Origin of the sequence: Streptomyces sp. NPDC014995 (assembly GCF_043080745.1) — a bacterium.
In the GTDB taxonomy this organism is placed as follows: Bacteria; Actinomycetota; Actinomycetes; order Streptomycetales; family Streptomycetaceae; genus Streptomyces.
The window spans coordinates 241,394-266,953 of record NZ_JBIBVX010000015.1 but is presented as its reverse complement, the minus strand read 5'-3'; the positions used below and the strand labels follow the sequence as shown (position 1 = coordinate 266,953).

Below are 25,560 nucleotides of genomic sequence, written 5' to 3'. Positions count from 1 at the left end.
GGCGCTTCCCTTCGGTCTTGCGTTTCCGACTCTATCAGATCTTTTCTCGATCCGATTTCCTCGGTGCTTTCCAGGTTCCCGCTTTTGTTTCGCGGGTTCCTTTCCGGCGGTTCCGACTTTATCAGAACTTCTGGGCCAGTCTGACCGGCCATTCATTCCGATTAATCGGGGGGACTTCTGCGGAATCCATGTTCCGAGAGGTCTCTGTAGATTCTAACTCGCTGCCGACCGGACCCTGTCCAGTCCAGGCAACTGTTCGAATCTACCTCCCCACACGCTCCGTGTCAACGGCTCCCGTGGGGCGAAGAGGAGACTAGCAGCTGCGTGGGCGTGGTCGCACATCAGGCGGCCGTAGGCACTGTGGCGCTGCGCTCGGCTGCTTCGACGTCGCCGGTGTCCCCGGCGCGGACGGCCCTGCCGCCGAGGACATAGACGTAAGCGAGGAAGGCCGCTTCGGCCGTGATGCCGATGGCGATGCGGGTCCACGTGGGCAGGCCGGAGGGGGTGACGAAGCCTTCGATGGCGCCCGAGACGAAGAGGACGAGGGCGAGGCCGACGGCCATGCCCACGGCCGCTCGGCCTTCCTCGGCGAGGGCCGTGCGTCGGGTGCGGGGGCCCGGGTCGATGACGGTCCAGCCGAGGCGCAGTCCGGTGCCTGCGGCGACGAAGACCGCGGTGAGTTCGAGGAGGCCGTGCGGGAGGACCAGGCCGAGGAAGGTGTCGAGCCGGCCCGCCGAGGACATGAGACCGATGCCGACCCCCAGGTTGAGCATGTTCTGGAAGAGGATCCAGAGGACCGGGAGGCCGAGGAAGACGCCCAGGACCAGGCACATCGCGGCGGCCTGGGCGTTGTTCGTCCAGACCTGGGCGGCGAAGGAGGCGGCCGGGTGGCTTGAGTAGTAGGTCTCGTACTGGCCGCCGGGGCGGGTGAGCTCGCGCAGTTCGTCGGGGGCGGCTATAGAGGACTGCACTTCCGGATGGGTGCCGATCCACCAGCCGAGGAGGGCCGCGATCGCGGTCGAGGCGAGGGCGGTGGGTACCCACCAGTGCCGCGATCGGTAGACCGCTGCGGGGAAGCCCTGGGTGAGGAAGCGTGTGACGTCGCGCCAGGAAGCGCGGCGGGTGCCTGTCACAGTGCTCCGCGCGCGTGCCACCAGTTGGCTGAGCCGGCCGGTGAGCTGGGGGTCGGGGGCGCTGGACTGGATCAGGGAGAGGTGGGTGGCGGTGCGCTGGTAGAGGGTGACGAGTTCGTCCGCCTCGGTGCCGGTGAGGTGGCGTCGGCGCAGCAGGGCGTCGAGGCGGTCCCATTCGGCTCGGTGGGCGGAGACGAAGACGTCGAGGTCCATCGGTGTGCCTGCTCCTCGGCTGTTCGTCGGCGGCCGGTCGTAGGTGTCAGCTTGTCGTACTGCGGCGCGGTGTGCCCTCAGCTTGGCAGACTGGCCGTTGTCGGGGCAGGTCAGGGAAGGGGCGGCGGGCGTGAGTGAGCTGGTGACGGGTGAGGCGGTGGCGTTGGAGCTGCAGCCCGCCAGGCTGCCCAGCAGGGCTTTGGCCGCCTTGCTGGATCTGACGGTGGTCGTGGTGGTCTACGTCGTCGTCAGCATCGCCTTGCTGGCGGCTACCGCGTCCTTGGACGAGGCGGCGCAGATCGCGGTGTCGATCGCCACGTTTCTGCTGGTGCTGGTGGGCGGGCCGATCGCGGTGGAGACGCTCAGCCATGGGCGGTCGCTGGGGAAGGCGGCGTGCGGGTTGCGGGTGGTGAGGGACGACGGTGGGCCGATCCGGTTCCGGCACGCGCTGGTGCGGGGTGCGCTGGGGGTGGTCGAGATTGTGCTGACGGCGGGGGTCGTGGCGTGTATCGCCTCGCTGGTGTCGGCGCGGGGGCGGCGGCTCGGGGATGTCTTCGCGGGGACGCTGGTGGTGCGGGAGCGGGTGCCCGTGGCGCGGACCGGTTTTCTGCCGCCTCCTCCGCCGTGGCTGGCGGGGCGGTTCTCGGGGCTCGATCTGTCGGCGGTGCCGGACGGTCTGTGGTTGGCGATACGGCAGTACCTGGGGCGGATGAGCCAGCTCGATCCGCAGGTCGGTTGGGCGATGGCGGAGCGGCTGGCCGGGGATCTCGCGGCGCGTACGGGTGTTCCGGTGCCTGAGGGGGTTTGGCCGGCCGCTTATCTGGCGGCGGTGGTGCAGGAGCGGCAGGTGCGGGAGGCACGCCGGGCGTTCGGTGGTGGGGGTGGTGTCGGGCAGCCCGTGGCCCAGCCTGTCGTCCATGGTTCGGCGGCTGCGGTGCCGGAGCCTCCCCACCAGGTCCGGTCGGCTGCGCCTGTGGATCGGGCGTCGGCGGAGCGTCCGGCCACCGGGTTCGTGCCGCCTGCGTAGCCCCGCCCCCGCGTTTCGGCTCCCCGTCCGGTGCTTCCGCTCGGACGTCGGGTCGCGGTTCCTTGTGTTCGGTTGCCGGGTTTAGGCGAAGGCCGACGGGGGTGATTCGAGGTCTTCCAGCTCGATGCCGGGGGCCGCGAGGACCACGTCTCCGGCGATGTGGACGGCGTGCAGTTCGCCGGTGTCCAGGGCTGTGACCTGGTATTCGTCCACGGTCAGGGGGCCGTTGTCAGTGGCGTGTGTTTCTCTGTTCACCAGCGCCCAGGACTGGTCCACGGTGCGCGGGGCGAGGACCGGGTCGGTGAAGGCGACGAGGCGTACGCGGGTCGCGGATGCGGAGGGAGCGAGGTGAAGGAGTCGGGTGGTGGCGATGAGGAAGGCGGGGGACGTGCCGGTGAAGGCGTGGGCCTGGACGTTGCCTTCTGTGGCGTGGGTGCCGGTGGGGTCGGTGCGGACCCAGGTGACGCCGTCGAGGGCTGCGCCGCGTACCTGCCAACTGCTCGCGTGGAGTTCGAGGCGGAGGGGGCGGCCGAGGTCGTCGAGGGTGAGGTCGACGGAGCCGGTGTGATCACCGGTGGGGGTGGTCAGCTGTGAGACGTAGCGCCAGCCGGAGGGGCCGGGGGCGCACTGGAAGTGCTCGTGGGCGAGGAGGGTGTGATCGTGCGGATCATGGAGCGAATAGCGGCCGCGGGGCATGGGGGTCCTGGGGTGTGACGGGCTGGTCCGGTCACCTGGGCGAGCCGGTCCGGTGCTGGTGACGGCCGGTCCGGCCGTAGGCCGAAGGGGCAGGCCCCCGACACGGGGGTGCGGGGGCCTGCCTCGGAGGACCTACCTGGTGCCGAGGAGCGCGTCAGTGCGCGGATGCGCTCCTCGGCGGGTGGGGCTGCGGACTCAGTAGCGGTAGTGGTCCGGCTTGTAGGGGCCTTCGACGTCGACGCCGATGTAGGCGGCCTGCTCGGGGCGGAGCTGGGTCAGCTTCACGCCGAGCGCGTCGAGGTGGAGGCGGGCGACCTTCTCGTCGAGGTGCTTGGGCAGCGTGTAGACGCCGGTCGGGTACTCGTCGGGCTTGGTGAACAGCTCGATCTGGGCCAGGGTCTGGTCCGCGAAGGAGTTGGACATCACGAACGACGGGTGGCCGGTGGCGTTGCCCAGGTTCAGCAGGCGGCCCTCGGAGAGGACGATGATCTTCTTGCCGTCGGGGAAGGTCCAGGTGTGGACCTGCGGCTTGATCTCGTCCTTGACGATGCCGGGGACCTTGGCGAGGCCGGCCATGTCGATCTCGTTGTCGAAGTGGCCGATGTTGCCCACGATGGCCTGGTGCTTCATCTTGGCCATGTCCGAGGCCATGATGATGTCCTTGTTGCCGGTCGTGGTGATGAAGATGTCGGCCTTGTCGACGACCTCGTCGAGGGTCGTGACCTGGTAGCCGTCCATCGCCGCCTGCAGGGCGCAGATCGGGTCGATCTCGGTGACGATGACGCGGGCGCCCTGGCCGCGGAGGGACTCGGCGCAGCCCTTGCCGACGTCGCCGTAGCCGCAGACGACGGCGGTCTTGCCGCCGATGAGGACGTCGGTGGCGCGGTTGATGCCGTCGACGAGGGAGTGGCGGCAGCCGTACTTGTTGTCGAACTTCGACTTGGTGACGGCGTCGTTGACGTTGATCGCCGGGAAGAGGAGGACGCCGTCGCGCTGCATCTCGTACAGGCGGTGGACGCCGGTGGTGGTCTCCTCGGTGACGCCGCGGATCTCGGACGCCAGCTGGGTCCACTTCTGCGGGGTCTCGGCGACGGTGCGGGTCAGGAGCTCGAGGATGACGCGGTGCTCGTCGGACTCGGCGGTGTCGGGCGAGGGGACCTTGCCGTCCTTCTCGTACTCGACGCCCTTGTGGACGAGGAGGGTGGCGTCACCGCCGTCGTCCAGGATCATGTTGGGGCCGCCGGTGGGGCTGTCCGGCCAGGTCAGGGCCTGCTCGGTGCACCACCAGTACTCCTCCAGGGTCTCGCCCTTCCAGGCGAAGACGGGGACGCCCTGCGGGTTGTCGGGGGTGCCGTTGGGGCCGACGGCGATGGCGGCGGCCGCGTGGTCCTGGGTGGAGAAGATGTTGCAGGAGGCCCAGCGGACCCGCGCGCCGAGGGCGACGAGGGTCTCGATGAGGACGGCGGTCTGCACGGTCATGTGCAGAGAGCCGGTGACGCGGGCGCCGGCGAGGGGCTGGGTCTCGGCGTATTCCTTACGGATCGCCATGAGGCCCGGCATCTCGTGCTCGGCGAGGGTGATCTCCTTGCGGCCGAACTCGGCCAGGGAGAGGTCGGCGACCTTGAAGTCCTGTCGGTTATCGACAGTCGTCATTGCGAGCTGCTCCTCGGGTTTGGGTCGAGGTCTGGGTACGGCTGGTCTGCGCGGCGGCGGACACAGGGGTGCCCGAAGAGGACACTGGCATGCCCGCGTGCGCGCAGCGCAGTCCGTCGGAGGCCCTCTCTCCCTCGGTCGGTCCGTGTGGGACCGCCCGACCGCCATCAGCAGCGACGTCTGGCTCCGTTCCAAGCTACACCGGAGGCGCCGGGCGGCCCCAGTCCGCCTCCGAAGAGATCAAGCCGATCACGGAGGGTGAGCCGGGGTGGGACGGGGAAATGCGGCGGGGCCCGCCGGTGTTCGGCGAGCCCCGTCGGGTGGAGGGAGGGTCAGTGGCCGGCCGGGGGGTGGGCCGGGCCGCCCGGGGTCGCGTCGCGGTCCGCGCCCTTGGCGGCCTCGGTCTCGCTGTAGATGTCGGGCTCGAGGTAGATGACGCGGGCGATGGGGACGGCCTCGCGGATGCGGGACTCGGCGGCGTTGATGGCGGTGGCGATCTCGGTGGCCGTGTCGTCGTGCTGGACGGCGACCTTGGCGGCGACGAGGAGTTCCTCGGGGCCGAGGTGGAGGGTGCGCATGTGGATGATGCGGGTGACCGTGTTGCCGTCGACGATCGCGGCCTCGATCTTCTGGGCCTCCTCGAGGCCCGCGGCCTCGCCGAGGAGGAGGGACTTGGTCTCGGCGGCCAGGACGAGCGCGATGAGGACGAGCAGGACGCCGATGCAGATGGTGCCGATGCCGTCCCAGACGCCGTCGCCGGTCACCAGGGCCAGGCTGACGCCGACGAGGGCGAGGATCAGGCCGACGAGCGCGCCGAGGTCCTCCAGCAGGACGACCGGCAGCTCAGGGGCCTTGGCGTGGCGGACGAACTCCTTCCAGGACTTCTGTCCGCGCAGGACGTTGGACTCCTTGATGGCCGTCCGGAAGGAGAAGGTCTCGGCGATGATCGCGAAGACCAGGACGCCCACCGGCCAGTACCAGTGCTCGATCTCGTGGGGGTGCTTGATCTTCTCGTAGCCCTCGTAGATGGCGAACATGCCGCCGACCGAGAAGAGGACGATGGAGACCAGGAAGGCGTAGATGTAGCGCTCGCGGCCGTAGCCGAAGGGGTGTTGCGGGGTGGCCTCGCGCTGGGCCTTCTTGCCGCCGACCAGGAGGAGTGCCTGGTTGCCGGAGTCGGCGAGCGAGTGCACGCCCTCGGCGAGCATCGACGACGAGCCGCTGAAGGCGAACGCCACGAACTTCGATACCGCGATCGCGAGGTTGGCGGCGAGTGCCGCCACGATCGCCTTGGTGCCGCCTGACGCGCTCATGTGTTCGCGTGGTCCCTTCGTCCTCGGGGTCTTCCTCGGGGCGCTCGTGCCGTTGTCGGCTTTGCCCGTCCTTTGCGGTGGGCCATTGTTGCAGCCCGGAACGACATGCGTGTGCCCGGTGGGCCCGGCGGGATGCGTCAGGCGACGACTGTGGCGCGGAAGACCGTACCGGCTCCGGACACTTCGGCTTTTTCGCCCGCGGGGACGAAGACGGAGTGGCCGGGGGTCAGGGTGTGGTCGCCGGCGTGTACGGAGCCCGCCGTGCAGAGGAGGATCTGCGGGGTCGGGAGGGTGAGGTCGTGGGGGGCGGTGCCCTCGGGGAGGACGTACCGGGAGAGGCGGAACTCGTCGATGGGGGTGTCGTAGACCTCTTCGCCGTCCGGGGCGGCTTCGGGGCGCAGGACGCCGGGGTCGCCGGGTTCGAAGCGGACGACGCGCAGGAGTTCGGGGACGTCGACGTGCTTGGGGGTCAGTCCGCAGCGCAGGACGTTGTCGGAGTTGGCCATGATCTCGACGCCGAGGCCGCTGAGGTAGGCGTGCGGGATGCCGGCGCCGAGGAAGAGGGCCTCGCCGGGCTGGAGGCGGACGTGGTTGAGGAGCATGGCCGCGATGACGCCGGGGTCGCCCGGGTAGTGGTGGGCGATGCCGGCGTAGGGGGCGTAGTCGCCGCCGAGGCGGTCGCAGGCGGCCGCGGCGGCCGCGACGGTGTGGGCCATCTCCGCGGGGTCGGCGGTGAGGATCGCGGTGAGGACCTCGCGCAGGGCGGCGTCCTCGGGGTGGGCGTGCAGGAGGTCGACGTACGGCTTGAGGGAGTCGACGCCGAGGCCGTCGAGGAGGTCGGCGGCCTGGGCGGGGGCGCGGAAGCCGCACAGGCCGTCGAACTCGGTGAGGGCGCAGATGAGCTCGGGCTTGTGGTTGGCGTCCTTGTAGTTGCGGTGCGGGGCGTCCACGGGGATGCCGCGGCGTTCCTCGTCGTCGTAGCCGGCTCGGGCCTGGGCGAGGTCGGGGTGGACCTGGAGGGAGAGGGGGGCGCCGGCCGCGAGGATCTTGAGGAGGAAGGGGAGGCGGGGGCCGAACCTGTCGACGGCCGCCGTGCCGAGTTCCTTGCGCGGGTCGGTCTCGATGACCTCGACGAGGGTGCCCCGGTCGGTGCGGGAGGGGGCGCCGGGGTGGGCGCCCATCCACATCTCCGCCTGCGGTTCGCCGGTCGGTTCCACGCCGAGCAGGCCCGGGATGGCGGTGGGGGAACCCCAGGCATAGGGGCGGATGGTGTTGTCGAGGCGGTCCATGCGGTGTCTCTGCCTGTCTGTCTGTCGGTCTGTCGCAGCTGTCGTGGCATTCGTGGCATTCGTGACTGCCGTAGTGGTCACGGCTGTCACGGCTGCCCAGCTGTTACGGCTGCCGCGACTGCCGCGGCCGTCGTGGCAATCGGCCGTGGCTGTCGTGGCGGCCGGCCGTGGCCGTCGTGGCAATCGGCCGTGGCTGTCGTGGCGGCCGGCCGTGGCTGTCGCGGTCGACGCGGTCGGCGCGGCGGGCTGTGGCGGTGGCGTCTGCCGGGGTGTCCGCGGCGGCTGTCGGCTGTCGGCTGTCCGCGGACGGTCGGTCGGTCGGTCGCCGGATCAGGTGCTCGAGGCGAGCGCCAGGTAAACGGCGGCGAAGTCCGTGACGGCGATCAGTTCGGCGAGGGTGACGAGTTCGTCGCCGGGCTCCGGTTCGAGTTCGCTGATCGGCGTGTCGTGGCTGAGGACCAGCTCACGGGCGGCCGGGGCGGCGGTGAGGCCGCCGATGGGGCGGTCACGCAGCAGCACCACGCGCGCGTGCAGGGCGGGCGGTTCCTCGACGCGGTCGCGGAAGAAGTCGTCCGGGTCGGCGCTGGCGGCCAGGGGGCCGGCGAGGAGGGCGCTGTGTTCGGCGAGGGCCTCGGGGAGTTCGGCGACGAGGGCGGGGCGGCCGGAGAGTTCGGCGAGCGCGGCGGCGAATCGGCGGCCTGCGGGGCCGGCGGAGACGCCCTCGGTCCAGATGACGGGGAGGGCGTCGGCGAGTTCGGCGGCCAGGGTCTTGGCGGGGTTGCTGTAGGTCGCGATGGCGGGGCCGCAGCGTTCGGCGATGGTGTCGAGGCGGTCGGCGACCTTTTCCAGCGCGTCCGGCGGGGCGGAGAGCAGCGCGATGCGGTCGAGGAGCGCGAGGAGCGGCGTGAACAGGGCCCACAGGACGCCGGGGGCGGACGCGGCGACGGGGGGTTGCTCGTCCTGCTCGTACGGCGCGGTCGCCATCGGTACGAACAAGCCGTGGGCGGCGGTCACCGCCTCGGTGAGCGGGGAGCGGGCGGGGGCCACGGCGACGACGGTGCAGCCGCGGCGGTAGGCCTGCTCGGCGAGGAGGGAGAGGCCGGGTTCGGTGCCGTCGGGGGTGGCGATCAGCAGGAGGTCGACGGAGCCGATCCAGCCGGGGAGTTCCCACCGCAGGGCGCCCGCGGCGGGGGCCACGCCGGTGGGGGCGAGGCGGATGACCGGGCAGGCGGCGCCGGCGAGGGTGCCGAGGAGGTCGGCGACGCAGGTGGCGGCGGCGCCGGGGCCCGCGATGAGGATCGCGCGTGGGCGGCCGTCCGGTTTGAGTTCGCGGACGCCGGCTTCGATGGCGTGCCGGGCGGCGGTGCGGACACGGGCGCCGGCTTCGGCCGCTCCGCGCAGCAGGGCGCGGTGGTCTGCCTCGGCCAGGGCATCCGGCGTGTCGAGCAGCGATTCGTCGAGCATGGCGTCAGGTCTCCGATCGCCGGGTCGTCGTCGGTGTGCGGGCGCCGGTGGGCGGTGGTGCGGGAGGGTGCGCCCGGGGGGCGGCCGTTACGCGGGGCGGCGGGCCTCGTCGACGAGGAGGACGGGGATGCCGTCGCGCACGGGGTAGGCCAGGCCGCAGTCCTGACCGGTGCAGATCAGCTCGGTGTCCTGCTCCTTGAGGGGGGCGTGGCAGGCCGGGCAGGCGAGGATCTCCAGGAGGCCGGCTTCGAGCGGCATGGGGTGGTGTCCCTTCGGGTGGGTCCGTGCGGTTGCCGTGGGCGTGGGGGTGTGCGGATGTGCCTGGTCAGCGTACCGCTGGTGCGTGGGGTGTTGGCGTGACCGGGGTGGTGACTTCTCGGGTTGCGCCACCCCGGGGGAGTGGCCGGCCGGGCGGCGCGCGATCGGCCGGTCCGGGGAGCCGTCGGCTGCGTCATCCGCCCGGTGGGCCGCCCGCCGCGTCGGCCGGCCCGCGAGCCGCCGGCTGCGTCACCCGCGGATGATCCCCAGCGCCTCGTCCCGGATCTTCCGCATCGTCGCCTCGTCCCGTGCCTCCGCGTTCAGGCGCAGGAGGGGCTCCGTGTTGGAGGGGCGGACGTTGAACCACCAGTCCGTGGCGGAGATCGTGAGGCCGTCGAGTTCGTCGAGGGTCACGTCCTCCCGGCTGCCGTACGCGGCCTTGATCGCCGCGATGCGGGCCTTCTGGTCGTCGACCGTGGAGTTGATCTCGCCGGAGCCCGTGTAGCGGTCGTACTGGGCGACCAGGGAGGACAGGGGGGTGTCCTGGCCGCCGAGGGCGGCGAGGACGTGGAGGGCTGCCAGCATGCCGGTGTCGGCGTTCCAGAAGTCCTTGAAGTAGTAGTGGGCGGAGTGTTCGCCGCCGAAGATCGCGCCGGTGCGGGCCATCTCCGCCTTGATGAAGGAGTGGCCGACGCGGGTGCGGACGGGGGTGCCGCCGTTCTCCCGCACCACCTCGGGGACCGTCCAGGAGGTGATCAGGTTGTGGATGATCGTGCCCTTGCCGCCGTGGCGGGCGAGTTCGCGGGCGGCGACGAGGGCGGTGATCGCGGACGGGGAGACCGGTTCGCCCTGTTCGTCGACGACGAAGCAGCGGTCGGCGTCGCCGTCGAAGGCGAGGCCGAGGTCGGCGTCCTCCTCGCGGACCCGCTTCTGGAGGTCGACGAGGTTGGCCGGGTCGAGGGGGTTGGCCTCGTGGTTGGGGAACGTGCCGTCGAGTTCGAAGTACATCGGGACCAGCGTCAGGGGCAGGCCGGCGAAGACCGTGGGGACGGTGTGGCCGCCCATGCCGTTGCCCGCGTCGACGACGACCTTCAGGGGGCGGATGGAGGTGAGGTCGACGAGCGAGCGCAGGTGCGCCGCGTAATCGTCCAACGTGTCGGTCTGGGTGAGGGTTCCCGGGGTCGGGGCCGGTTCGGGAGCGGCGGTGTCCGTCCAGCGCTCGACGAGTGCGCGGATCTCGGCGAGGCCCGTGTCCTGGCCGACGGGGGCCGCGCCGGCGCGGCACAGCTTGATGCCGTTGTACTGCGCGGGGTTGTGCGAGGCGGTGAACATGGCGCCCGGCAGGTTCAGCGCGCCCGAGGCGTAGTACAGCTGGTCCGTGGAGCACAGGCCGATCTCGGTGACGTGCACGCCGCGTGCCGCCGCGCCGCGGGCGAAGGCTCTGGACAGGCCGGGCGACGAGGGGCGCATGTCGTGGCCGACGACGATCGCCTCGGCGTCGGTGATCCGGGCGAAGGCCGCCCCGAACAGCTCGGCCAGCGACTCGTCCCACTGATCCGGGACCACCCCGCGGACGTCGTACGCCTTCACGATCTGCGACAGATCAGCAGCCACGGCCAAACCTTCCTGAAAGTTCTGTGAGTCACCACAAACTACCCGGAGCGACCGACGGGCCGCTGTGGGTCCGGCGAGTCGGGCCCGCAGTCGTGACGTGGGCCGTCGCCTCAGGTCAGCGCGTCCCTACGGAAGCATCCAGTCCAGTACCGGTGAGCTCTGGCCGGCCACGACGAGGCACATCACGAGCAGCAGGCCGATGCTTCGGGGCAGCACCTTGCGCGGCAGGTCGCCCTCGCGGCCGGCGAGGCCGACGGCGGCGCAGGCGATGGTGAGGTTCGGCGGGGAGATCATCTTGCCGGGTACGCCTCCGGAGCTGTTGGCGGCGGCCAGGAGTTCGGGCGAGAGGCCGGACTCGCGGGCGGCGGTGACCTGGAGGGCACCGAAGAGCGCGTTGGCGGAGGTGTCCGAGCCGGGGACGGCGACGCCGAACGGGCCGAGGACGGGTGACAGGAAGGCGAGTCCGGCGCCGGCCGCCGCGAGGAAGTGGCCGATCGTCGCCGTCTGTCCGGACAGATTCACGACGTGGGCGAGGGCCAGGACGGACGTCACGGTGAGGATCGCGAACCGCAGTTCGTGGACGGTCGCGGCCCACTCCTTGAGCGCCACGCGCGCGTGGACGCCGAGCACGGCCGCCATGGCGACCCCGGCGAGCAGCACGAGCGCGCCGCCCGTCGACACGATCGGCCGGGTGAAGACGTTTCCGCCGGCCGGTTCCCCGTCGGCGTTCACCACGTCGGGGAACGGTCAGTCGTACGTCTGTGTCGCCTCGGCCAGCCAGTCCTTGACGGCGGGGATCTGCGCGACGGAGAAGATCGCGACGATGAGCGCGTAGGGGGCGTAGGCGCGGACGACCTCGCGGTGCGGGTCCCGCTCGTCCAGTTCCTCGCTGCGCGCCCCCGTGAGGACGGTGGCGCGGACCGCCTCGGGAGCGGGCACGCGCGCGTGCGGTACGGCGACCAGGGCGCCCGCGCCCGCCAAGGCGGCTCCTATGTCGGCGAGTTGCGCGGAGACGTGGTGGGAGGCGGGCGAACTGGGCGACGGCGAAGGCGATTCCGCACACCAGGGCGGGCAGCCACGTCTCGCGCGGGCCGCGTCGGCCGTCGACCAGGCCGACCAGCACGAGGGGCACCACGAGGGCGAGCAGCGGGGTCTGACGGCCCACCACCGAGGCGACCGTGTCCAGGGGCAGGCCGGTGACCTGGGCCAGCGTTACGACGGGGGTGCCCATGGCGCCGAAGGCGCCCGGCGTGGTGTTGGCGACGAGGGAGACGACGGCCGCGCGGACGGGGTCGAAGCCGAGGACGACGAGCATGACCGAGCAGATGGCGACCGGGGCGCCGAATCCGGCGACCGCCTCCAGCAGGGCGCCGAAGCAGAAGGCGACGACCAGGGCCTGGATGCGGGGGTCGTCGGAGAGCCGTCCGAAGGAGCGGCGCAGGACGTCGAAGTGCCGGGGTGCGGGCGGTCATCCGGTACACCCACAGGGCATTGACGACGATCCACAGGACGGGGAAGAGACCGAAGGCGGCGCCCTGTGCGGCGCTGGAGAGCGTCTGGCCCACCGGCACGCTAGGGCGAGGCAGGCGACCAGAACGGCCGCCAGGAGGCCCGTCAGGCCCGCCAGGTGCGCCTTCACGTGGACGCGGCCGAGCAGGACGAGGACGATCACGAGGGGCAGGGCCGCCACGAGGGCGGACAGGGCGCGCGAGCCGGCGACGGGCTGGCGTTCCTGTACGTACACGGGCGCCCCCGCATTCCGTCATTTTCCGACATGCGGAAAGCGATTTCTCGCAGCGACTGAAACGGAATCGTCGTGTCCGCGCCAACGCGCCGTCAACGGCGGTGCGCGATGCTGTCCCGGAAGGTGTGTCAGTTGTCCGGCGAGCGCAGTACCCGCAGGTGGCCGCGGCGCGCGACCTCCATCGGGTCCGCCGCACGGCCTCCGCCACCGGCCCCGGCCGCGCGCTCCTGCGGACGGGCCGCCTCACGGACGGCGTTGGCAAGCGCTTCCAGGTCGTCGCCGCTGGGGCGCGCGGGAGCCGAACCGTCGAGGAGCCGCACGACCTCCCAGCCGCGCGGGGCGGTGAGGCGCTCGGAGTGCTCGGCGCACAGGTCGTAGCAGTGGGGTTCGGCGTAGGTGGCGAGCGGGCCGAGGACCGCGGTCGAGTCGGCGTAGACGTACGTCAGCGTCGCGACGGCGGGTCGGCCGCAGGCGGTGCGCGAACAGCGACGTACAGGGCTCACGACGTTGGACGGTACCGCACTCTTGAGCGGGCCGCGACGACTCTCCACCAGGTCACTCCACCGTGTCGTGTTGTGAAACGCCCCACAGGCCACTCCAGTCATACCTCGCTGACCTGCACGAACACCAGCCCTCGGGGCGAGGAAGGTCATCGGATCCGGTCACCACCCGGTACATACGCCATCAATTGCCATGAGTTCACCGGTCTCGGAGAGATACGGAATCGAGCCCAACCTTGGCTGGAATGGTCATCCTGCGACATGCCGTGCGGAGCGGTCGGACGGAGCGCTGGACGGCGCGTGGGGCCGGGCGGCCGGTCGCGGCGGGGACTACGCTTCAATAGTGATGGACAGCCCCGTACCGCCCCGTGCCGCAGGCCCCGGGCCCCGCCGTCGTGATCGCCACGGCCGGGGCATGCGGGGGCCGATCGCGCCCCCTCAGGTGCCGTTGGCCGCGAGCCGCGCCGACGTGTTCGCGGATCTGGTGCAGGACTCCGTGGAGCGGCTGGAGCGGCGGTGGCCGCAGCTCGCCGACATCGACTTCCTGGTGCTGGAGGTGCCCCGGCTGGACGGGGCCGCGGGGCCGTGGAACGACGAGGCGGTGCCGCTGGGCGGGACGATTCCCGCGCGCGAGGGGCGCCGGGCGCGAGTGGTCGTCTACCGGCGGCCCGTCGAGATCCGCACCAAGGGGCGTGACGAGCGGGCCGCGTTGGTGCACGAGGTCGTCGTGGAGCAGGTGGCGGAGCTGCTGGGGCTGACTCCGGAGACGGTGGACCCCCGGTACGGGGAGGACTGAGCGCGCGGGCGCCCTCGTCCTCCCCCGGCGTCCGCTACTTCTGCAGCACCGTCAGGTCCTCGTCCGCCTCCGGTACCGCCACCGTCCCCCTGTCGTCCGGCAGGGTCTGGATCGTGAAGCCCGGCAGGCCCTCCACCGAGGCCGTCAGGGTGCGCGAGGCGTAGACGGGCGTGTCGGTGAGGGGTTCCACGGTCAGGGCGTAGGTGCCCTTCAGGCCGGCGGGGACGGGGAGTTCGACGTCCTGGGTGGTGCCGGACCTGATCGTGTACGTCTTCGAGGCCGCCGTGCCTCCCCCGCTGCCGGCGGAGGCGGTGACCTTCACCTTGGCGGTGCCCCGGGGGGCGGTCAGGGAGAGCGTGGAGCCCTTGGCGGTGTTGTCGACGACGGACGCGCGCGTGCCGACCGGGCTCGTGGCGGGGATGAAGGCCGACTCCTGCTGGTCGCCCTTGCCGCGTATCACCCGGACCGCGGCGACGACCGGAACCGACTGGTCGGTGGGGGTCAGGACCAGGGAGCCGGCCTCCCCGCGCGTGACGTCGCCGAGGTCGACGGCGGTCGTCATGCCGCCCTTGACGTGCAGCGTCTCCTGTCCCGCCGGGGTGATCAGGCCGGAGGAGGCGGCGAGTTGGACTTTCAGGTCCGCGTCGGCGTCGCCCGGCGCGAAGGCGACCAGGCGGACGGCCGTGGCGTCCTTGGGGATGCCGGGCACGACCAGGCTGCCCGCCGGTTCGGTGGATGCGGCCAGCCAGTCGCCGCCGAGCTTGTCGTCCAGGGCCTGTACGGCGGCACCGACACGGCCGCTGCGGACGTTGACGTGGACGGTGAGGTCGTCCTGCCTCTCGTCGGTGAGCGTGGACAGCAGGATCGGCTCGCTGGAGTGCGCCGGGATCGTGAGGCCCTCCCCCACCGTGGTCGTCAGGGCGCCGTCCTTGCCGTACAGCTCGATGTCGGCGACGGCGGCGGAGTCGTCCGGGTTGGTGAGGTGGACGTAGTCCGTGCGGTCGGCCGCCGTGCTGACGCCCGGGAACCAGAACTCGGTGTCGGGCGCGGTGCAGGTGACGCCGAGCAGGCCGCGGCCGGTGCCGGCGGAGACCTGCGTGGACTCCTGCACCGTCCAGCCGGGCGCGAACTTGCCCTCGGCGGTGCCCACCAGAGCGGGCGCGTCGCCGCCGGAGGTCTCGCCGGTGACGGGCGTGCCGGGGGTCTTGGGGGAGAGGACGGGCTTGGCCGCGGGCTTCTTGTCGTCGGCGGTGCTCCCGGCGGCCGACTCCGCGGTGGCGGGCTGGAGTTCGGCCGTGCCGTCGCTTCCCGTGCCCTTGGTGACGGGCGTGAACGACGTGTACGTCGTCTCCGCGAGGTCGGAGGCGCTGGGCGCCGGGCACAGCAGGCTCGTGCGCTCCACGGGCAGGACGGCGGCCGCCTTCGCGGAGTCCGTGGTGGGGGCGGCCGGTTCGGTGAGCGCGGCGAAGCCGGTGACGGCGGCGAGCGCTGCCGTGCCGACGATCAGGGACAGGGTGGTGCGGTTCACTGCTGGCTCCCGTCGGGGCGCTCACTGCCGGTGCCGTGCGGGGGCTGTGCCGGGTCGTAGGCGGGGTCGTAGCCGCCCTGGCCGTACGACGACGGGTCGTAGCCCTGCTGGTAGGTCTGGTCGTAGGGATCCGCCTGCCGGGCCTGGCCGTCGTAGGCGTACGGGTCGTACTGGCCTGCCCCGTACGGGTCGTAGGGCTGCTGGTCGTAGGCGCCGGCCGGGTACTGCTGCGGGGTGGCCTGGTACTGGTCGGTGCCGTAGCCGCCGTACTCGGCGCCCGCGTGGCCCGGTGCCTCCCACTCTCCGTAGGACTGCTGCTGCGGTACCGCGACCGGGGGCTGCTCCTGCGGAGGGGACGGGACGCCGTCCTCCTGGGCGGGTTCCTCGGTCTCGGCCTGGGCGCGCAGGCGGCGGGCGCGGCGGCCCTCCCCGGTCATGGCCTGGGCGGGCACGAGCTGCTCCTCCGGGAGGTCGTCGTCGACCTCGCGGCGGCGGCCGGGCAGCGCGAGGACGACGAGGACCAGGGCGAGGAAGCCCTGCGCCCACAGCCAGGCGGTGTGCGTGAACGGGTCGTCGTAGGTGACGTCCAGTCTGCCGCCGGAGGCGGGGAGTTCGAAGCCCTGGGCCCAGCCGTCGACGGTGGTGCGGGTGAGCGGCTTGCCGTCCAGGGTGGCCGTCCAGCCGTCGTCGGCGGCGTCGGCCAGCCGCAGGATCCGGCCGTCGGAGCCGTCGGGGACCGTGGTGTGGAGGTCGACGGGGCCCGCCGCGACCGCGGTCGGGGTGCCCTTGCCGGAGGCGGTGACGATGGCCGCGCGGGAGACTTCCCGGTCCACCCGCCACAGGGCGCTGCCGTCCTGCTGGCTGAGCCGGGACAGGCCGGGCGTGGCGTCCAGGACTCGGGTGATCTCGCGGGGCGCGCCCTTGTGGACGAGGACGTAGCGCACCGCGAACTTGCCGAGCTGGTCGGCCTGGTCGGCGCCGGAGCCGGCGACGAGGTTGGCGACGACCTTGTCGAGCGTGGCGTTCTCGCCGTCGGCGGCGGCGAGTTCGGCGTCGCCGAGGCGGGCGCCGGAGCCGCGGACCAGCATGTAGCCGACGTGGGCGGCGGAGTCGCTGTCGAGGACGAGGGTGCGGGCCTGGTCGCGGGTGCTGCTCTCCTCGGCGACGAACGCGGGCACCTGGACGGGGTCGCGGCGCTCCAGCGGGCCGTCGGCGCCGCCGATCATCCAGCCGGCGGCGACGAGCAGGGGGCCGGCGGCCGCGGAGAAGGCGATGAGGGCGGCGACCGGCTGACGCCAGCCGAAGCTCTGCTCGGCGACCCGCGCGCGTGCCCCGTCGGCGCCGATGACGGCGGCAGCCAGCAGGGCGACGCCGTAGACGAGGGTGGCGGGGCCGGCCCAGGTGGAGCTGTTGGACAGGACCGCGAAGACGAGGCCCACCAGGGCGACCGCCCAGGCCGTCAGGATTGCGGACTGCCGCTCCGAGCGCAGCAGGGCGGCCAGCGCGGCCAGGACGACGCCGATGAGCATCAGTCCGTCGACGGTGCCGGGTCCGCCGGGGCTGGCGCCGAGCAGGTCGGTCGCGGTGGCCGTCGACGGGCCGTACTCCAGGCCGGCCTCGGTGAAGAAGCCGAACGGCAGCAGCGTGAGCGACCAGGGCGCGAGGAGCAGCAGCGGCGTGCCGAGCTGGGCCAGGAAGCGCAGGCCGTAGGCCGTGATGTCGGCGCGGCGCACGGCGAGGACGGCGAGGCCGAGGAGCAGGGCGATGGGCCAGACGATCGGTGTGAACGCGGTGGTGATCGTCAGCAGCAGGGCGTACGCCCAGGTCGCCCGCCAGCTGCCGCGCGCGCCCGAGGCGTGCGCCAGGCCGCTCGCGGCGACGCCCGCGCGCGCGATGAGCGGCAGCAGGACGGCCAGAACGGCGGTGCCGATGCGGCCGCCGGCGAGCGCTCCGGTGGCGGCGGGCAGGAAGGCGTAGACGACGGCGCCCCAGGCGCGCAGCAGGCGTGACCCCACGAGCGGCCGGGAGGCGAAGTAGGCGGTGAGGCCGGCCAGCGGCACCGAGCAGACGAGCAGGACGGTGACGGCGAGGCCGGTCGAGCCGAACAGCAGGGAGGCGAACAGCGCGACGATCGCGAGGTAGGGCGGGGCGGACGAGGTGCCGCCGGCGCCCACCGGGTGCCAGGCGTCCAGGTAGCGCGACCACAGGTCGGAGGCGTCGGCGGGGGCGGGCAGCAGGGCGCCGCCCGCGAGCGCGCCGCCGCCCAGCAGGTTGCGGCAGGCGACCAGGGAGACGAGCAGCAGCACCAGGAAGAGCACCGGGCCGGGCTTGCGGGCGATGCGCTTGAGGCGGGCGAACTGCTCGATCTCCAGGAAGTCGGCGTCGTCGCCGCCGGGGCCGGACTCGATGGCGCCGCCGTGCCGGCCGGCGCCGGTGGTGGTCTCGGCGTCGGAGGCGCCGAGGAGGTTGCCGGCGACCTGCTCGACGGTGGCCCGCACGGTCGCGCCGGGCGGCGGGAACAGTGGCCGCAGTTCGTCCTTGTCGACCTGTGGGCGGCCGCGCCTGCGCCGTCCGGCGATGATCCGCTCGGGGCGCAGCAGGGTGCCGAGCAGGCCGTGGATCTCGTCGACGGCCTGTCCGGGGACCTTGCCGACGAGGTAGGCGACGGTCCGCAGGAGCGTGCCGAGGACCAGGCGGACCAGGATCCAGGGCAGCAGCGCGGTGCGGCTGTTGACGAGGAGGGTGTAGACGGCGCCGGCCTTGTCGACCTTGTGGGGGGAGGCCGAGGTGCGGCCGGCGCAGTCGACGGTGCGCCGCTCCCGGGAGGCGGCCTCGGCGTGTCGTACGACGGCGTCGGGGGCGACGAGGACGCGGTGGCCGGCGGCGTGCGCGCGCCAGCACAGGTCGACGTCGTCGCGCATGAGGGGCAGGCGGCGGTCGAAGCCGCCGAGTTCGCCGAAGACGTCGCGGCGGATCAGCATGCCGGCGGTGGACACGGACAGCACGGAGCGGACGTGGTCGTGCTGGCCCTGGTCCTGTTCGCGGCGGTCCAGGCCGGTCCAGCGGCGGCCGGAGTGGGCGATGGTGACGCCGACCTCGAGGAGCTGGCGGCGGTCGTACCAGCCGCGGAGCTTGGGGCCGACGACGGCCACGTCGTCGCGGCCCAGTTCGAGTTCGTTGTCCACGACGCGGAGGAGTTCGGCCAGGGCGTCGGGTTCGGGGGCGCAGTCGTCGTGCAGCAGCCACAGCCACTGGACGGGCTCGCCGTGCGGGAGTTCGGGCAGGTCGTAGGCGTCGTCGCGCCAGGTGCGGGTGACGGGGTCCCAGCCGCTGGGGCGCTTGAGGTACGGCAGTTCCTCGGGGGTGAGGACCGGGGCCGTGCGGTTGGCCTCTTCGACGGCCTGGCCGAATCCCGTCCGCCGGGCGAGGTGCAGGACGCGGTCGGCGCCGAGCGCGTCGGTGACGAGCTGGGCGGAGTCGTCCGCGCTGCCGGTGTCGGCGGCCATGACGGACTGGACGGGGCGCTCCTGGCCGAGCAGCCCGGCGAGCGCGTCGGGCAGCCAGCGGGCGCCGTCGTGGGAGACGAGCACCGCGGTGACCACGTGGCGCGGGAACTCGGGCGGGCGGGTCGGGTCGGACCCGGACGTGGCAGCGGCGCGTTGGGCTGCCGTGTGGCTGTGCACGGACATCGAGGTACGGGCCCCGGTTCGATGGACTGCGGTGGATGCCTGCGCCGTGTGGGGGCGGCGGGGCGTCTCGGACGAGCGACCACACTATCGGCTGGGCATGACCACGGCCCGCCGCCTGTGGATAACCCACCCGCGACGGGCCGTTCGCAACGTGCTGTGGAGGTGTACGGGCGGCTTTGGTCCGGTTCCCGGGACGGTCGCTCAGACGGCCGCCTTCTTCGGTCTCGGACCGGCCGCCTTCCGCGGTCTCAGACGGCAGCCTTCTTCAGCCGGCGGCGCTCCCGCTCGGACAGGCCGCCCCAGATGCCGAACCGTTCGTCGTTGGCGAGGGCGTACTCGAGGCACTCGGAGCGGACCTCGCAGGCGAGGCAGACCTTCTTGGCCTCGCGGGTCGAGCCGCCCTTCTCGGGGAAGAAGGACTCGGGGTCGGTCTGGGCGCACAGTGCGCGCTCCTGCCAGCCGAGTTCCTCGCCCGCGTCGTCGACCAGCAGTTGCTGCACCAGCTCGGTCATGTGCGCCCCTCGCTCTGTCTTTTCGCGTCCCCGTGACGTGGCCGTTACCGATTCCGGCTGAACGACACGAGTGAAATTACAAGTGTGCTGCTCCGGGCGAGTCAAGCCGAGATCTGCTATTGGGCTCCTTATTCACTCTGCGGAACCAAGGCCGTGCGGTAAGTGTTCAAATCGTCCTAAACCTTGACACGCAGATGAGGCCCTGGCGAACCCTCGGCCCGCACAGTGCTCGTACGGGGAAGGACGCCCAGAAGTTCGATCCCGTTCCGACACGCGCGCGGAAGCGAACCGGATCACAGTCGGATCACGGGATCGCAACGGGGCTTGCGCGCCCGGCTTGTGCGCCTTGTGTCCCGGTGAGCCCGTGCACAAACCTTTCACCTGGGAGATGCGGCAGAAGAGGTGAACCGGTCCCACATTCCGGTCGGCGAGTTGACACCGAAGGTGTAAGCCGGTGTCCTTGTGGGCATGCTCGCGAACTTGGCACTCACCTCGACCCGCACCGCCGGGTCCCTCGGTGCTGCCCGCGCTCGCTGTAGCTGTTGTCGCTGTTCCAGCTGTTGAGCCCCACGCGTTCCGGCTGAACCCGGGTCCGTCCCCTGTGACCCGGCTGCCCGCTCCCCCGCCCGGACCCGGGCATCCCTGTCGCCCGTGACCCGGGCGGACGGCCGCGCCACCCTCCCCGCCTCCCGGCTCCGCCCGAGCGGGGCCCCACCCACTCATCTCCGCCGAGGAACCACCGCACCCATGAACAGCGACAGCGACCTGCAGATCGCCGGCGACATCCTCGAAGTCCCGCACCTCCTCCAGGCCCCGCGCGAGCACCCGGCCACCGTCGCCGAGTTCGTCGGCCTGGCCCGCTCCATCGCCGCCGACCGCTCCCAGTGGGAGCACCTCGTCCAGTACGACGCGACGAGCCGCTGGTACCACCGGCTGCGCACCGGCCCCGGCTACGAGGTGTGGCTGCTGTCCTGGGTGCCCGGGCAGGGCAGCGGGCTGCACGACCACGGCCGCTCCTCCGGTGTGCTGACCGTTCTCGACGGCGCGCTCACCGAGCGGACGGAGCGCGGCACGCGCGCGTTGGACGCCGGTTCGCAGCGGGTCTTCGCACCGGGGTACGTGCACGAGGTGATCAACGACACGCTGGAGCCGGCCGTCAGCCTGCACGTGTACTTCCCGGGCCTGACGGAGATGCCGATGCACACCACCCCGCACTGCGAGGGACGCGCCCTGACTGCGTGACGCGTTGTCGTAGCCGCCTGCAAGACTTGCCCCCATGCGCATTGTGGTTCTGGCAGGCGGCATCGGTGGTGCCCGGTTCCTGCGCGGTCTGAAGCGGGCCGTGCCGGACGCGGACATCACGGTCATCGGCAACACCGGGGACGACATCCACCTCTTCGGGCTGAAGGTCTGCCCGGACCTCGACACGGTGATGTACACGCTCGGCGGCGGCATCAACGAGGAGCAGGGCTGGGGGCGGTCCGACGAGACCTTCCATCTCAAGGAGGAGCTCGCGGCGTACGGCGTCGGACCCGAGTGGTTCGGGCTGGGCGACCGGGACTTCGCCACCCACATCGTGCGGACGCAGATGACCGGCGCCGGGTATCCGCTGAGCGCGGTGACCGAGGCGCTGTGCGACCGGTGGAAGCCGGGGGTACGGCTGATCCCGATGACCGACGACCGTGTCGAGACGCATGTCGCCGTCGAGGTCGACGGCGAGCGCAAGGCGGTCCACTTCCAGGAGTACTGGGTACGGCTGCGGGCGTCGGTGCCGGCCGAGGCGATCGTGCCCGTCGGCGCCGAGCAGGCAAGGCCGGCCCCGGGCGTCCTGGAGGCGATCGCGCAGGCGGACGTCATCCTGTTCCCGCCGTCGAACCCGGTCGTGTCCATCGGCACCATCCTCGCCGTGCCCGGCATCCGCGAGGCGATCGCCGAGGCCGGGGTGCCGGTGGTGGGCCTGTCGCCCATCGTCGGGGACGCGCCCGTGCGCGGCATGGCCGACAAGGTGCTCGCGGCGGTCGGTGTGGAGTCGACGGCCGCGGCCGTCGCCGAGCACTACGGCTCCGGTCTCCTCGACGGCTGGCTCGTCGACACCGTCGACGCCGGTTCCACGGAGCGGGTCGAGGCCGCCGGGATCCGCTGCCGGGCCGTGCCGCTGATGATGACCGACGTCGACGCGGCCGCGCAGATGGCCCGGGAGGCGCTCGCCCTGGCGGAGGAGGTGCGGGGGGCGTGAGCGACACATTCGGCGACGGCTACCGGGTCTGGGCCGTGCCGGGCCTGCCCGAGGTGCGGACCGGGGACGACCTCGCCAAGCTGATCGCCGCGGCCGAGCCGGGACTGGTCGACGGCGACGTGGTGCTGGTCACCTCGAAGATCGTGTCCAAGGCGGAGGGGCGGGTCGTCCGGGCGGACGACCGGGAGGCCGCGATCGACGCCGAGACCGTCCGGGTCGTGGCCCGGCGCGGGACGCTGCGGATCGTCGAGAACCGGCAGGGCCTGGTGATGGCGGCCGCCGGCGTGGACGCCTCCAACACGCCCGCCGGGACGGTGCTGCTGCTGCCGGAGGACCCGGACGCCTCCGCGCGCGCGATCCGCGACGGACTGCGCGACGCCCTCGGCGTCGAGGTCGGCGTCGTCGTCACCGACACCTTCGGGCGGCCCTGGCGCGCGGGGCTCACGGACGTCGCGATCGGCGCCGCCGGCATACGCGTGCTGGACGATCTGCGCGGGGGCACGGACGCGTACGGCAACCCGCTCGCCGCCACCGTCGTCGCCACCGCCGACGAGCTGGCCGCCGCCGGTGACCTGGTGAAGGGCAAGGCCGCCGGGCTGCCGGTCGCCGTCGTCCGCGGGCTGCCGCACGTGCTGGCCGACGGCGACGGGGAGGGCGCGCGGGCCATGGTGCGCGAAGCCCGCGACGACATGTTCCGGCTCGGCACGTCCGAGGCGGTCCGCCTGGCGGTCACCCAGCGGCGTACGGTGCGCTCCTTCACGGACGAACCCGTGGACCCCGGGGCGGTACGGCGGGCCGTCGCCGCGGCCGTCACGGCGCCCGCGCCGCACCACACGACACCGTGGCGGTTCGTGCTGCTGGAGTCGGAGGAGGCGCGGGTCCGGCTGCTGGACGCGATGCGGGACGCGTGGGTCGCGGATCTGCGGCGGGACGGGAAGAGCGAGGAGTCGATCGCCAAGCGGGTGCGGCGCGGGGACGTGCTGCGCAACGCGCCGTACCTGGTGGTCCCCTGCCTGGTGATGGACGGCGCGCACACGTACGGGGACGCGCGGCGGGACGGGGCCGAGCGGGAGATGTTCGTGGTCGCCGCCGGCGCCGGCGTGCAGAACCTCCTGGTCGCGCTCGCCGGGGAACGGCTGGGGTCGGCGTGGGTGTCGTCGACGATGTTCTGCCGGGACGTGGTGCGCGAGGTGCTGGGGCTGCCGCAGGGATGGGATCCGATGGGAGCGGTCGCGGTCGGGCATCCGGCGCAGGAGCCGAAGGCCCGGGCGGAGCGGGACGCGGGAGCCTTCATCGAGGTGCGGTGAGGCACGCCCGCGGACGCCTGCTCTCGTCGCCACCTGCCCCGCTTCGGCCGGCTGTCCGTACGCCTGCTGCCGTCCTCACGCCGGCTCCGCTTTCGCCGGCTCCGGTCACGCCGGCTCTCGTAGCACCTCTCTCCTTGCGCCTACTCTCGTAGGGGCTTGGCCGTTCTCTACCGCCCCCGGGACCTCACTCATGTCAGGACGATTCGCTCCGCGGCCCCCGCGTACGACCGTGCGCGGAGGGCGTGCCGTCGTGCCCGGGGGCGTGCCGCGGCAGGTATCGGCGGGGCGGGTGCGGACGTGGGTGCCGGAGGGGCCGCTCGATCTCGGGCTGGTGCTGGGGCCGCTGCGGCGTGGGCCCGCGGATCCGACGTTCCGGGCCATGCCGGACGGGTCGGTGTGGCGGGCCAGTCTGACGCCTGTCGGGCCCGGGACGTTGCGGGTCTCCGCGGCGTCCGGGGGCGGGGCGGTGCGGGGAGAGGCCTGGGGGCCCGGCGCGGAGTGGCTGCTGGAGCGGATGCCGGAGTTGCTCGGGGCCTCGGACGATCCGGCGGCCTTCGTGCCCCGGCACCGGGTGGTGGCGACGGCGCGGCATCGACGGCCGGGGTTGCGGTTGACGCGGACCGGGCTGGTGCTGGAGTCGTTGATTCCGTCGGTTCTGGAGCAGAAGGTCACCACCGATGAGGCGTATCGGGCGTGGCGGTTGCTCGTGCGGAAGTTCGGGGATCCGGCGCCGGGGCCCGCGGCGGGCGGACGGTTGTGGGTGATGCCGGCGCCTCGGACGTGGGCGCTGATTCCGTCGTGGGAGTGGCATCGGGCCGGGGTCGACAACAAGCGGGCGTCGACGATTCTGCGCGCCGTGCGGGTGGCGGGGCGGCTGGAGGAGGCGGCGGGAATGCCGCCGGAGGCCGCGCAGGCCCGGCTGGAGGTCGTGCCGGGGATCGGGCCGTGGACGTCGGCGGAGGTCGTGCAGCGCAGTCACGGGGCGGCGGACGCGGTGACCGTGGGGGATCTGCATCTGCCGGGGATCGTGGGCTGGGCGCTGGCCGGGGACCGGTCGGCGGACGACTCGGTGATGCTGGAGTTGCTGGAGCCGTATGCGGGGCAGCGGCATCGGGCGGCTCGGTTGATTCTGCTGAGCGGACGGGTGCCGGCGCGGCGGGCGCCGCGCATGACGAGGGGTGACATCGGCAAGTTGTGAGGGAGGTGGCGTGGAGAGGTTCTTCACCCCGCCGCCCCTGCCCTTCCCGCCCCCGCCGCCCCTGCCCTTCCCGCCCCCGCCGCCTCCGTCCTTCCCGTCCCCGGAGGCTGCCGTCCCCGCAAGCTGCCGTCCCCGGACCCCGCGTCGGCCCTGGACGGGGCTCCTTCTCTAACGCCGGACGGGCTGAAACCCCGGACGCCGGACGGGCTGAAACCCGGACGGGCTGATCTCGCCGGCCCTCGTCGAAGAAGGCACCGGTGTGGGGACGCAGCCCTCGCGGACAGCGCCCCACCCGCCCCGCCGCCTACTGGTCGGAAGAGAACCGCACCGCCCCCGCCGGGATCCGCGCGTCGCACCACACCCTGGCGCCCTCGCGGAGCTCGTTGTCGGGGCCGACGACCGCGCCGTCGCCGATGACCGTGCCGGTGAGGACGGAGCGTTCGCCGACGCGGGCCCGGGTGCCGATGAGGGAGTCGGTGATGACCGCTCCCGGTTCGATCACCGCGCCGGGAAGGATCGTGGAGCCGAAGACGCGCGCGCCCTCCGCGACGAACGCGCCCTCGCCCACCACCGTGCCGCCCGTGAGCTTCGCGTCGGGGGCGACCGTGGCCGTCGGGAGGACCAGGCGGTCGCCGCAGCGGCCGGGGACCGCGGGGGACGGGGCCCGGCCGAGGACCAGGTCCGCGGAGCCCCGGACGAAGGCCGCCGGCGTGCCCAGGTCCAGCCAGTACGTCGAGTCGACCATGCCCTGGAGGTGGGCCCCCGCCGACAGCAGGTCGGGGAAGGTCTCCCGCTCCACCGACACCGGGCGGCCCAGCGGGATGGTGTCGATGACCGAACGGCGGAAGACGTACGCGCCCGCGTTGATCTGGTCGGTGACGATCTCCTCGGGGGTCTGCGGCTTCTCCAGGAAGGCCAGGACCTTGCCCGTCCCGTCGGTGGGGACCAGGCCGTAGGCGCGCGGGTCGGTCACCTTGGTGAGATGGAGGGAGACGTCCGCGGACGTGGACTCGTGGGTGGCGACCAGCCGGCGGATGTCGAGTCCCGTGAGGATGTCGCCGTTGAAGACGAGGACCGGGTCGTCGGGGCCCGAGTGCAGGCGGGACGCGACGTTGCGGATCGCGCCGCCCGTGCCGAGGGGCTCCTCCTCCGTGACGTACTCGATGTGGAGGCCCAACGACGAGCCGTCGCCGAAGTACGGTTCGAAGACCTCGGCCAGGTAGCTCGTCGCGAGGACGATGTGGTCCACGCCTGCCGCTTTGGCCCGCGCCAGCTGGTGCGTCAGGAACGGCACTCCGGCCGCCCTGACCATGGGCTTGGGCGTGTGCACCGTGAGCGGGCGCAACCGGGTGCCCTTGCCGCCGACCAGGAGGATCGCTTCTGTCACCTT

At 72.7% G+C, this 25,560-nt stretch carries 20 protein-coding genes and 1 pseudogene; 7 read left to right on the top strand and 14 right to left on the bottom strand.

The window, feature by feature from the left end:
- Positions 1-341 precede the first annotated feature (341 nt).
- Positions 342-1,346: a stage II sporulation protein M gene (locus ACF1A1_RS29165; RefSeq protein ID WP_392003975.1), complete on the bottom strand. Its 1,005-nt coding sequence runs from the start codon at positions 1,344-1,346 to the stop codon at positions 342-344.
- Positions 1,347-1,476: 130 nt separating this feature from the next.
- Here ACF1A1_RS29165 and ACF1A1_RS29160 point away from each other — a divergent pair, with 130 nt between their 5' ends.
- Positions 1,477-2,373 carry an RDD family protein gene (locus tag ACF1A1_RS29160; protein ID WP_392003974.1) on the top strand — a complete coding sequence of 299 codons (897 nt, stop codon included), beginning with the start codon at positions 1,477-1,479 and terminating at the stop codon, positions 2,371-2,373.
- A gap of 81 nt (positions 2,374-2,454) precedes the next feature.
- Here ACF1A1_RS29160 and ACF1A1_RS29155 read toward each other — a convergent pair whose 3' ends face one another.
- The 8 genes and pseudogenes from ACF1A1_RS29155 to ACF1A1_RS29120 all read right to left on the bottom strand — a co-directional run bounded on the left by ACF1A1_RS29155 (position 2,455) and on the right by ACF1A1_RS29120 (position 12,362).
- Complete coding sequence (locus ACF1A1_RS29155) at positions 2,455-3,069, bottom strand: hypothetical protein (RefSeq protein ID WP_392003973.1); 615 nt, start codon at positions 3,067-3,069, stop codon at positions 2,455-2,457.
- Positions 3,070-3,264: 195 nt separating this feature from the next.
- On the bottom strand, positions 3,265-4,722 hold the full coding sequence (gene ahcY / locus ACF1A1_RS29150) for an adenosylhomocysteinase (RefSeq protein ID WP_392003972.1): 1,458 nt from the start codon (positions 4,720-4,722) through the stop codon (positions 3,265-3,267).
- Between the two features lie 332 nt (positions 4,723-5,054).
- A complete protein-coding gene (locus ACF1A1_RS29145) occupies positions 5,055-6,035 on the bottom strand; it encodes a cation diffusion facilitator family transporter (RefSeq protein WP_392003971.1) in 981 nt (326 codons plus the stop codon).
- Between the two features lie 137 nt (positions 6,036-6,172).
- On the bottom strand, positions 6,173-7,324 hold the full coding sequence (gene manA, locus ACF1A1_RS29140) for a mannose-6-phosphate isomerase, class I (protein WP_392003970.1): 1,152 nt from the start codon (positions 7,322-7,324) through the stop codon (positions 6,173-6,175).
- A 330-nt stretch (positions 7,325-7,654) separates the two neighbouring features.
- Positions 7,655-8,788 (bottom strand): SIS domain-containing protein, encoded by a 1,134-nt coding sequence (locus ACF1A1_RS29135; protein ID WP_392003969.1) that lies wholly within the window; start codon positions 8,786-8,788, stop codon positions 7,655-7,657.
- An 87-nt stretch (positions 8,789-8,875) separates the two neighbouring features.
- Positions 8,876-9,046: a Trm112 family protein gene (locus tag ACF1A1_RS29130; RefSeq protein WP_007382472.1), complete on the bottom strand. Its 171-nt coding sequence runs from the start codon at positions 9,044-9,046 to the stop codon at positions 8,876-8,878.
- Between the two features lie 249 nt (positions 9,047-9,295).
- Positions 9,296-10,660 (bottom strand): phosphomannomutase/phosphoglucomutase, encoded by a 1,365-nt coding sequence (locus ACF1A1_RS29125; RefSeq protein WP_392003968.1) that lies wholly within the window; start codon positions 10,658-10,660, stop codon positions 9,296-9,298.
- A gap of 126 nt (positions 10,661-10,786) precedes the next feature.
- A pseudogene (locus ACF1A1_RS29120) lies at positions 10,787-12,362 on the bottom strand (L-lactate permease).
- On the opposite strand from ACF1A1_RS29120, the gene ACF1A1_RS29115 reads away from it, so the two are divergent.
- Positions 12,300-12,464: a hypothetical protein gene (locus ACF1A1_RS29115; protein ID WP_392003989.1), complete on the top strand. Its 165-nt coding sequence runs from the start codon at positions 12,300-12,302 to the stop codon at positions 12,462-12,464. The pseudogene ACF1A1_RS29120 and the gene ACF1A1_RS29115 sit on opposite strands and share 63 nt — an antisense overlap.
- A 68-nt stretch (positions 12,465-12,532) precedes the next feature.
- Here ACF1A1_RS29115 and ACF1A1_RS29110 read toward each other — a convergent pair whose 3' ends face one another.
- A complete protein-coding gene (locus ACF1A1_RS29110) occupies positions 12,533-12,955 on the bottom strand; it encodes a DUF3499 domain-containing protein (RefSeq protein WP_010034669.1) in 423 nt (140 codons plus the stop codon).
- A 295-nt stretch (positions 12,956-13,250) separates the two neighbouring features.
- On the opposite strand from ACF1A1_RS29110, the gene ACF1A1_RS29105 reads away from it, so the two are divergent.
- Positions 13,251-13,700: a metallopeptidase family protein gene (locus ACF1A1_RS29105; RefSeq protein ID WP_392003967.1), complete on the top strand. Its 450-nt coding sequence runs from the start codon at positions 13,251-13,253 to the stop codon at positions 13,698-13,700.
- Between the two features lie 34 nt (positions 13,701-13,734).
- On the opposite strand, the gene ACF1A1_RS29100 is transcribed toward ACF1A1_RS29105, so the two are convergent.
- The 3 genes from ACF1A1_RS29100 to ACF1A1_RS29090 form a co-directional block, all read right to left on the bottom strand.
- The gene (locus ACF1A1_RS29100) at positions 13,735-15,228 is read right to left on the bottom strand and encodes a DUF5719 family protein (RefSeq protein WP_392003966.1); all 1,494 of its coding nucleotides are present in this window, start codon (positions 15,226-15,228) and stop codon (positions 13,735-13,737) included.
- Positions 15,225-18,917, bottom strand: coding sequence for a glycosyltransferase (locus tag ACF1A1_RS29095; protein ID WP_392003965.1), 3,693 nt, complete (start codon positions 18,915-18,917; stop codon positions 15,225-15,227). Before ACF1A1_RS29095 ends, ACF1A1_RS29100 begins: the two co-directional genes overlap by 4 nt.
- A gap of 248 nt (positions 18,918-19,165) precedes the next feature.
- Positions 19,166-19,429 (bottom strand): WhiB family transcriptional regulator, encoded by a 264-nt coding sequence (locus ACF1A1_RS29090; protein ID WP_030792866.1) that lies wholly within the window; start codon positions 19,427-19,429, stop codon positions 19,166-19,168.
- A gap of 747 nt (positions 19,430-20,176) precedes the next feature.
- Here ACF1A1_RS29090 and ACF1A1_RS29085 point away from each other — a divergent pair.
- From ACF1A1_RS29085 to ACF1A1_RS29070, 4 genes are all read left to right on the top strand, one after another.
- Positions 20,177-20,671, top strand: a complete 495-nt coding sequence (locus ACF1A1_RS29085) for a cysteine dioxygenase (RefSeq protein ID WP_392003964.1) — start codon at positions 20,177-20,179, stop codon at positions 20,669-20,671.
- 34 nt (positions 20,672-20,705) lie between these two features.
- Positions 20,706-21,665, top strand: a complete 960-nt coding sequence (cofD, locus tag ACF1A1_RS29080) for a 2-phospho-L-lactate transferase (protein ID WP_392003963.1) — start codon at positions 20,706-20,708, stop codon at positions 21,663-21,665.
- Positions 21,662-22,972 carry a coenzyme F420-0:L-glutamate ligase gene (locus tag ACF1A1_RS29075; protein ID WP_392003962.1) on the top strand — a complete coding sequence of 437 codons (1,311 nt, stop codon included), beginning with the start codon at positions 21,662-21,664 and terminating at the stop codon, positions 22,970-22,972. The genes cofD and ACF1A1_RS29075 overlap by 4 nt, the downstream gene beginning before the upstream one ends.
- 190 nt (positions 22,973-23,162) lie before the next feature.
- On the top strand, positions 23,163-24,170 hold the full coding sequence (locus ACF1A1_RS29070) for a DNA-3-methyladenine glycosylase family protein (protein ID WP_392003961.1): 1,008 nt from the start codon (positions 23,163-23,165) through the stop codon (positions 24,168-24,170).
- A gap of 304 nt (positions 24,171-24,474) precedes the next feature.
- On the opposite strand, the gene ACF1A1_RS29065 is transcribed toward ACF1A1_RS29070, so the two are convergent.
- Positions 24,475-25,557: a sugar phosphate nucleotidyltransferase gene (locus ACF1A1_RS29065; protein ID WP_392003960.1), complete on the bottom strand. Its 1,083-nt coding sequence runs from the start codon at positions 25,555-25,557 to the stop codon at positions 24,475-24,477.
- Positions 25,558-25,560 lie beyond the last annotated feature (3 nt).

Bases quoted from the DNA above. Each gene is read 5' to 3' on its own strand.
- ACF1A1_RS29145 (WP_392003971.1), bottom strand. From the start codon at position 6,035: ATGAGCGCGTCAGGCGGCACCAAGGCGATCGTGGCGGCACTCGCCGCC.
- ACF1A1_RS29105 (WP_392003967.1), top strand. From the start codon at position 13,251: ATGGACAGCCCCGTACCGCCCCGTGCCGCAGGCCCCGGGCCCCGCCGT.
- manA (WP_392003970.1), bottom strand. From the start codon at position 7,324: ATGGACCGCCTCGACAACACCATCCGCCCCTATGCCTGGGGTTCCCCC.
- ACF1A1_RS29085 (WP_392003964.1), top strand. From the start codon at position 20,177: ATGAACAGCGACAGCGACCTGCAGATCGCCGGCGACATCCTCGAAGTC.
- ACF1A1_RS29155 (WP_392003973.1), bottom strand. From the start codon at position 3,069: ATGCCCCGCGGCCGCTATTCGCTCCATGATCCGCACGATCACACCCTC.
- ahcY (WP_392003972.1), bottom strand. From the start codon at position 4,722: ATGACGACTGTCGATAACCGACAGGACTTCAAGGTCGCCGACCTCTCC.
- ACF1A1_RS29165 (WP_392003975.1), bottom strand. From the start codon at position 1,346: ATGGACCTCGACGTCTTCGTCTCCGCCCACCGAGCCGAATGGGACCGC.
- cofD (WP_392003963.1), top strand. From the start codon at position 20,706: ATGCGCATTGTGGTTCTGGCAGGCGGCATCGGTGGTGCCCGGTTCCTG.
- ACF1A1_RS29070 (WP_392003961.1), top strand. From the start codon at position 23,163: ATGTCAGGACGATTCGCTCCGCGGCCCCCGCGTACGACCGTGCGCGGA.
- ACF1A1_RS29095 (WP_392003965.1), bottom strand. From the start codon at position 18,917: ATGTCCGTGCACAGCCACACGGCAGCCCAACGCGCCGCTGCCACGTCC.
- ACF1A1_RS29135 (WP_392003969.1), bottom strand. From the start codon at position 8,788: ATGCTCGACGAATCGCTGCTCGACACGCCGGATGCCCTGGCCGAGGCA.
- ACF1A1_RS29130 (WP_007382472.1), bottom strand. From the start codon at position 9,046: ATGCCGCTCGAAGCCGGCCTCCTGGAGATCCTCGCCTGCCCGGCCTGC.
- ACF1A1_RS29090 (WP_030792866.1), bottom strand. From the start codon at position 19,429: ATGACCGAGCTGGTGCAGCAACTGCTGGTCGACGACGCGGGCGAGGAA.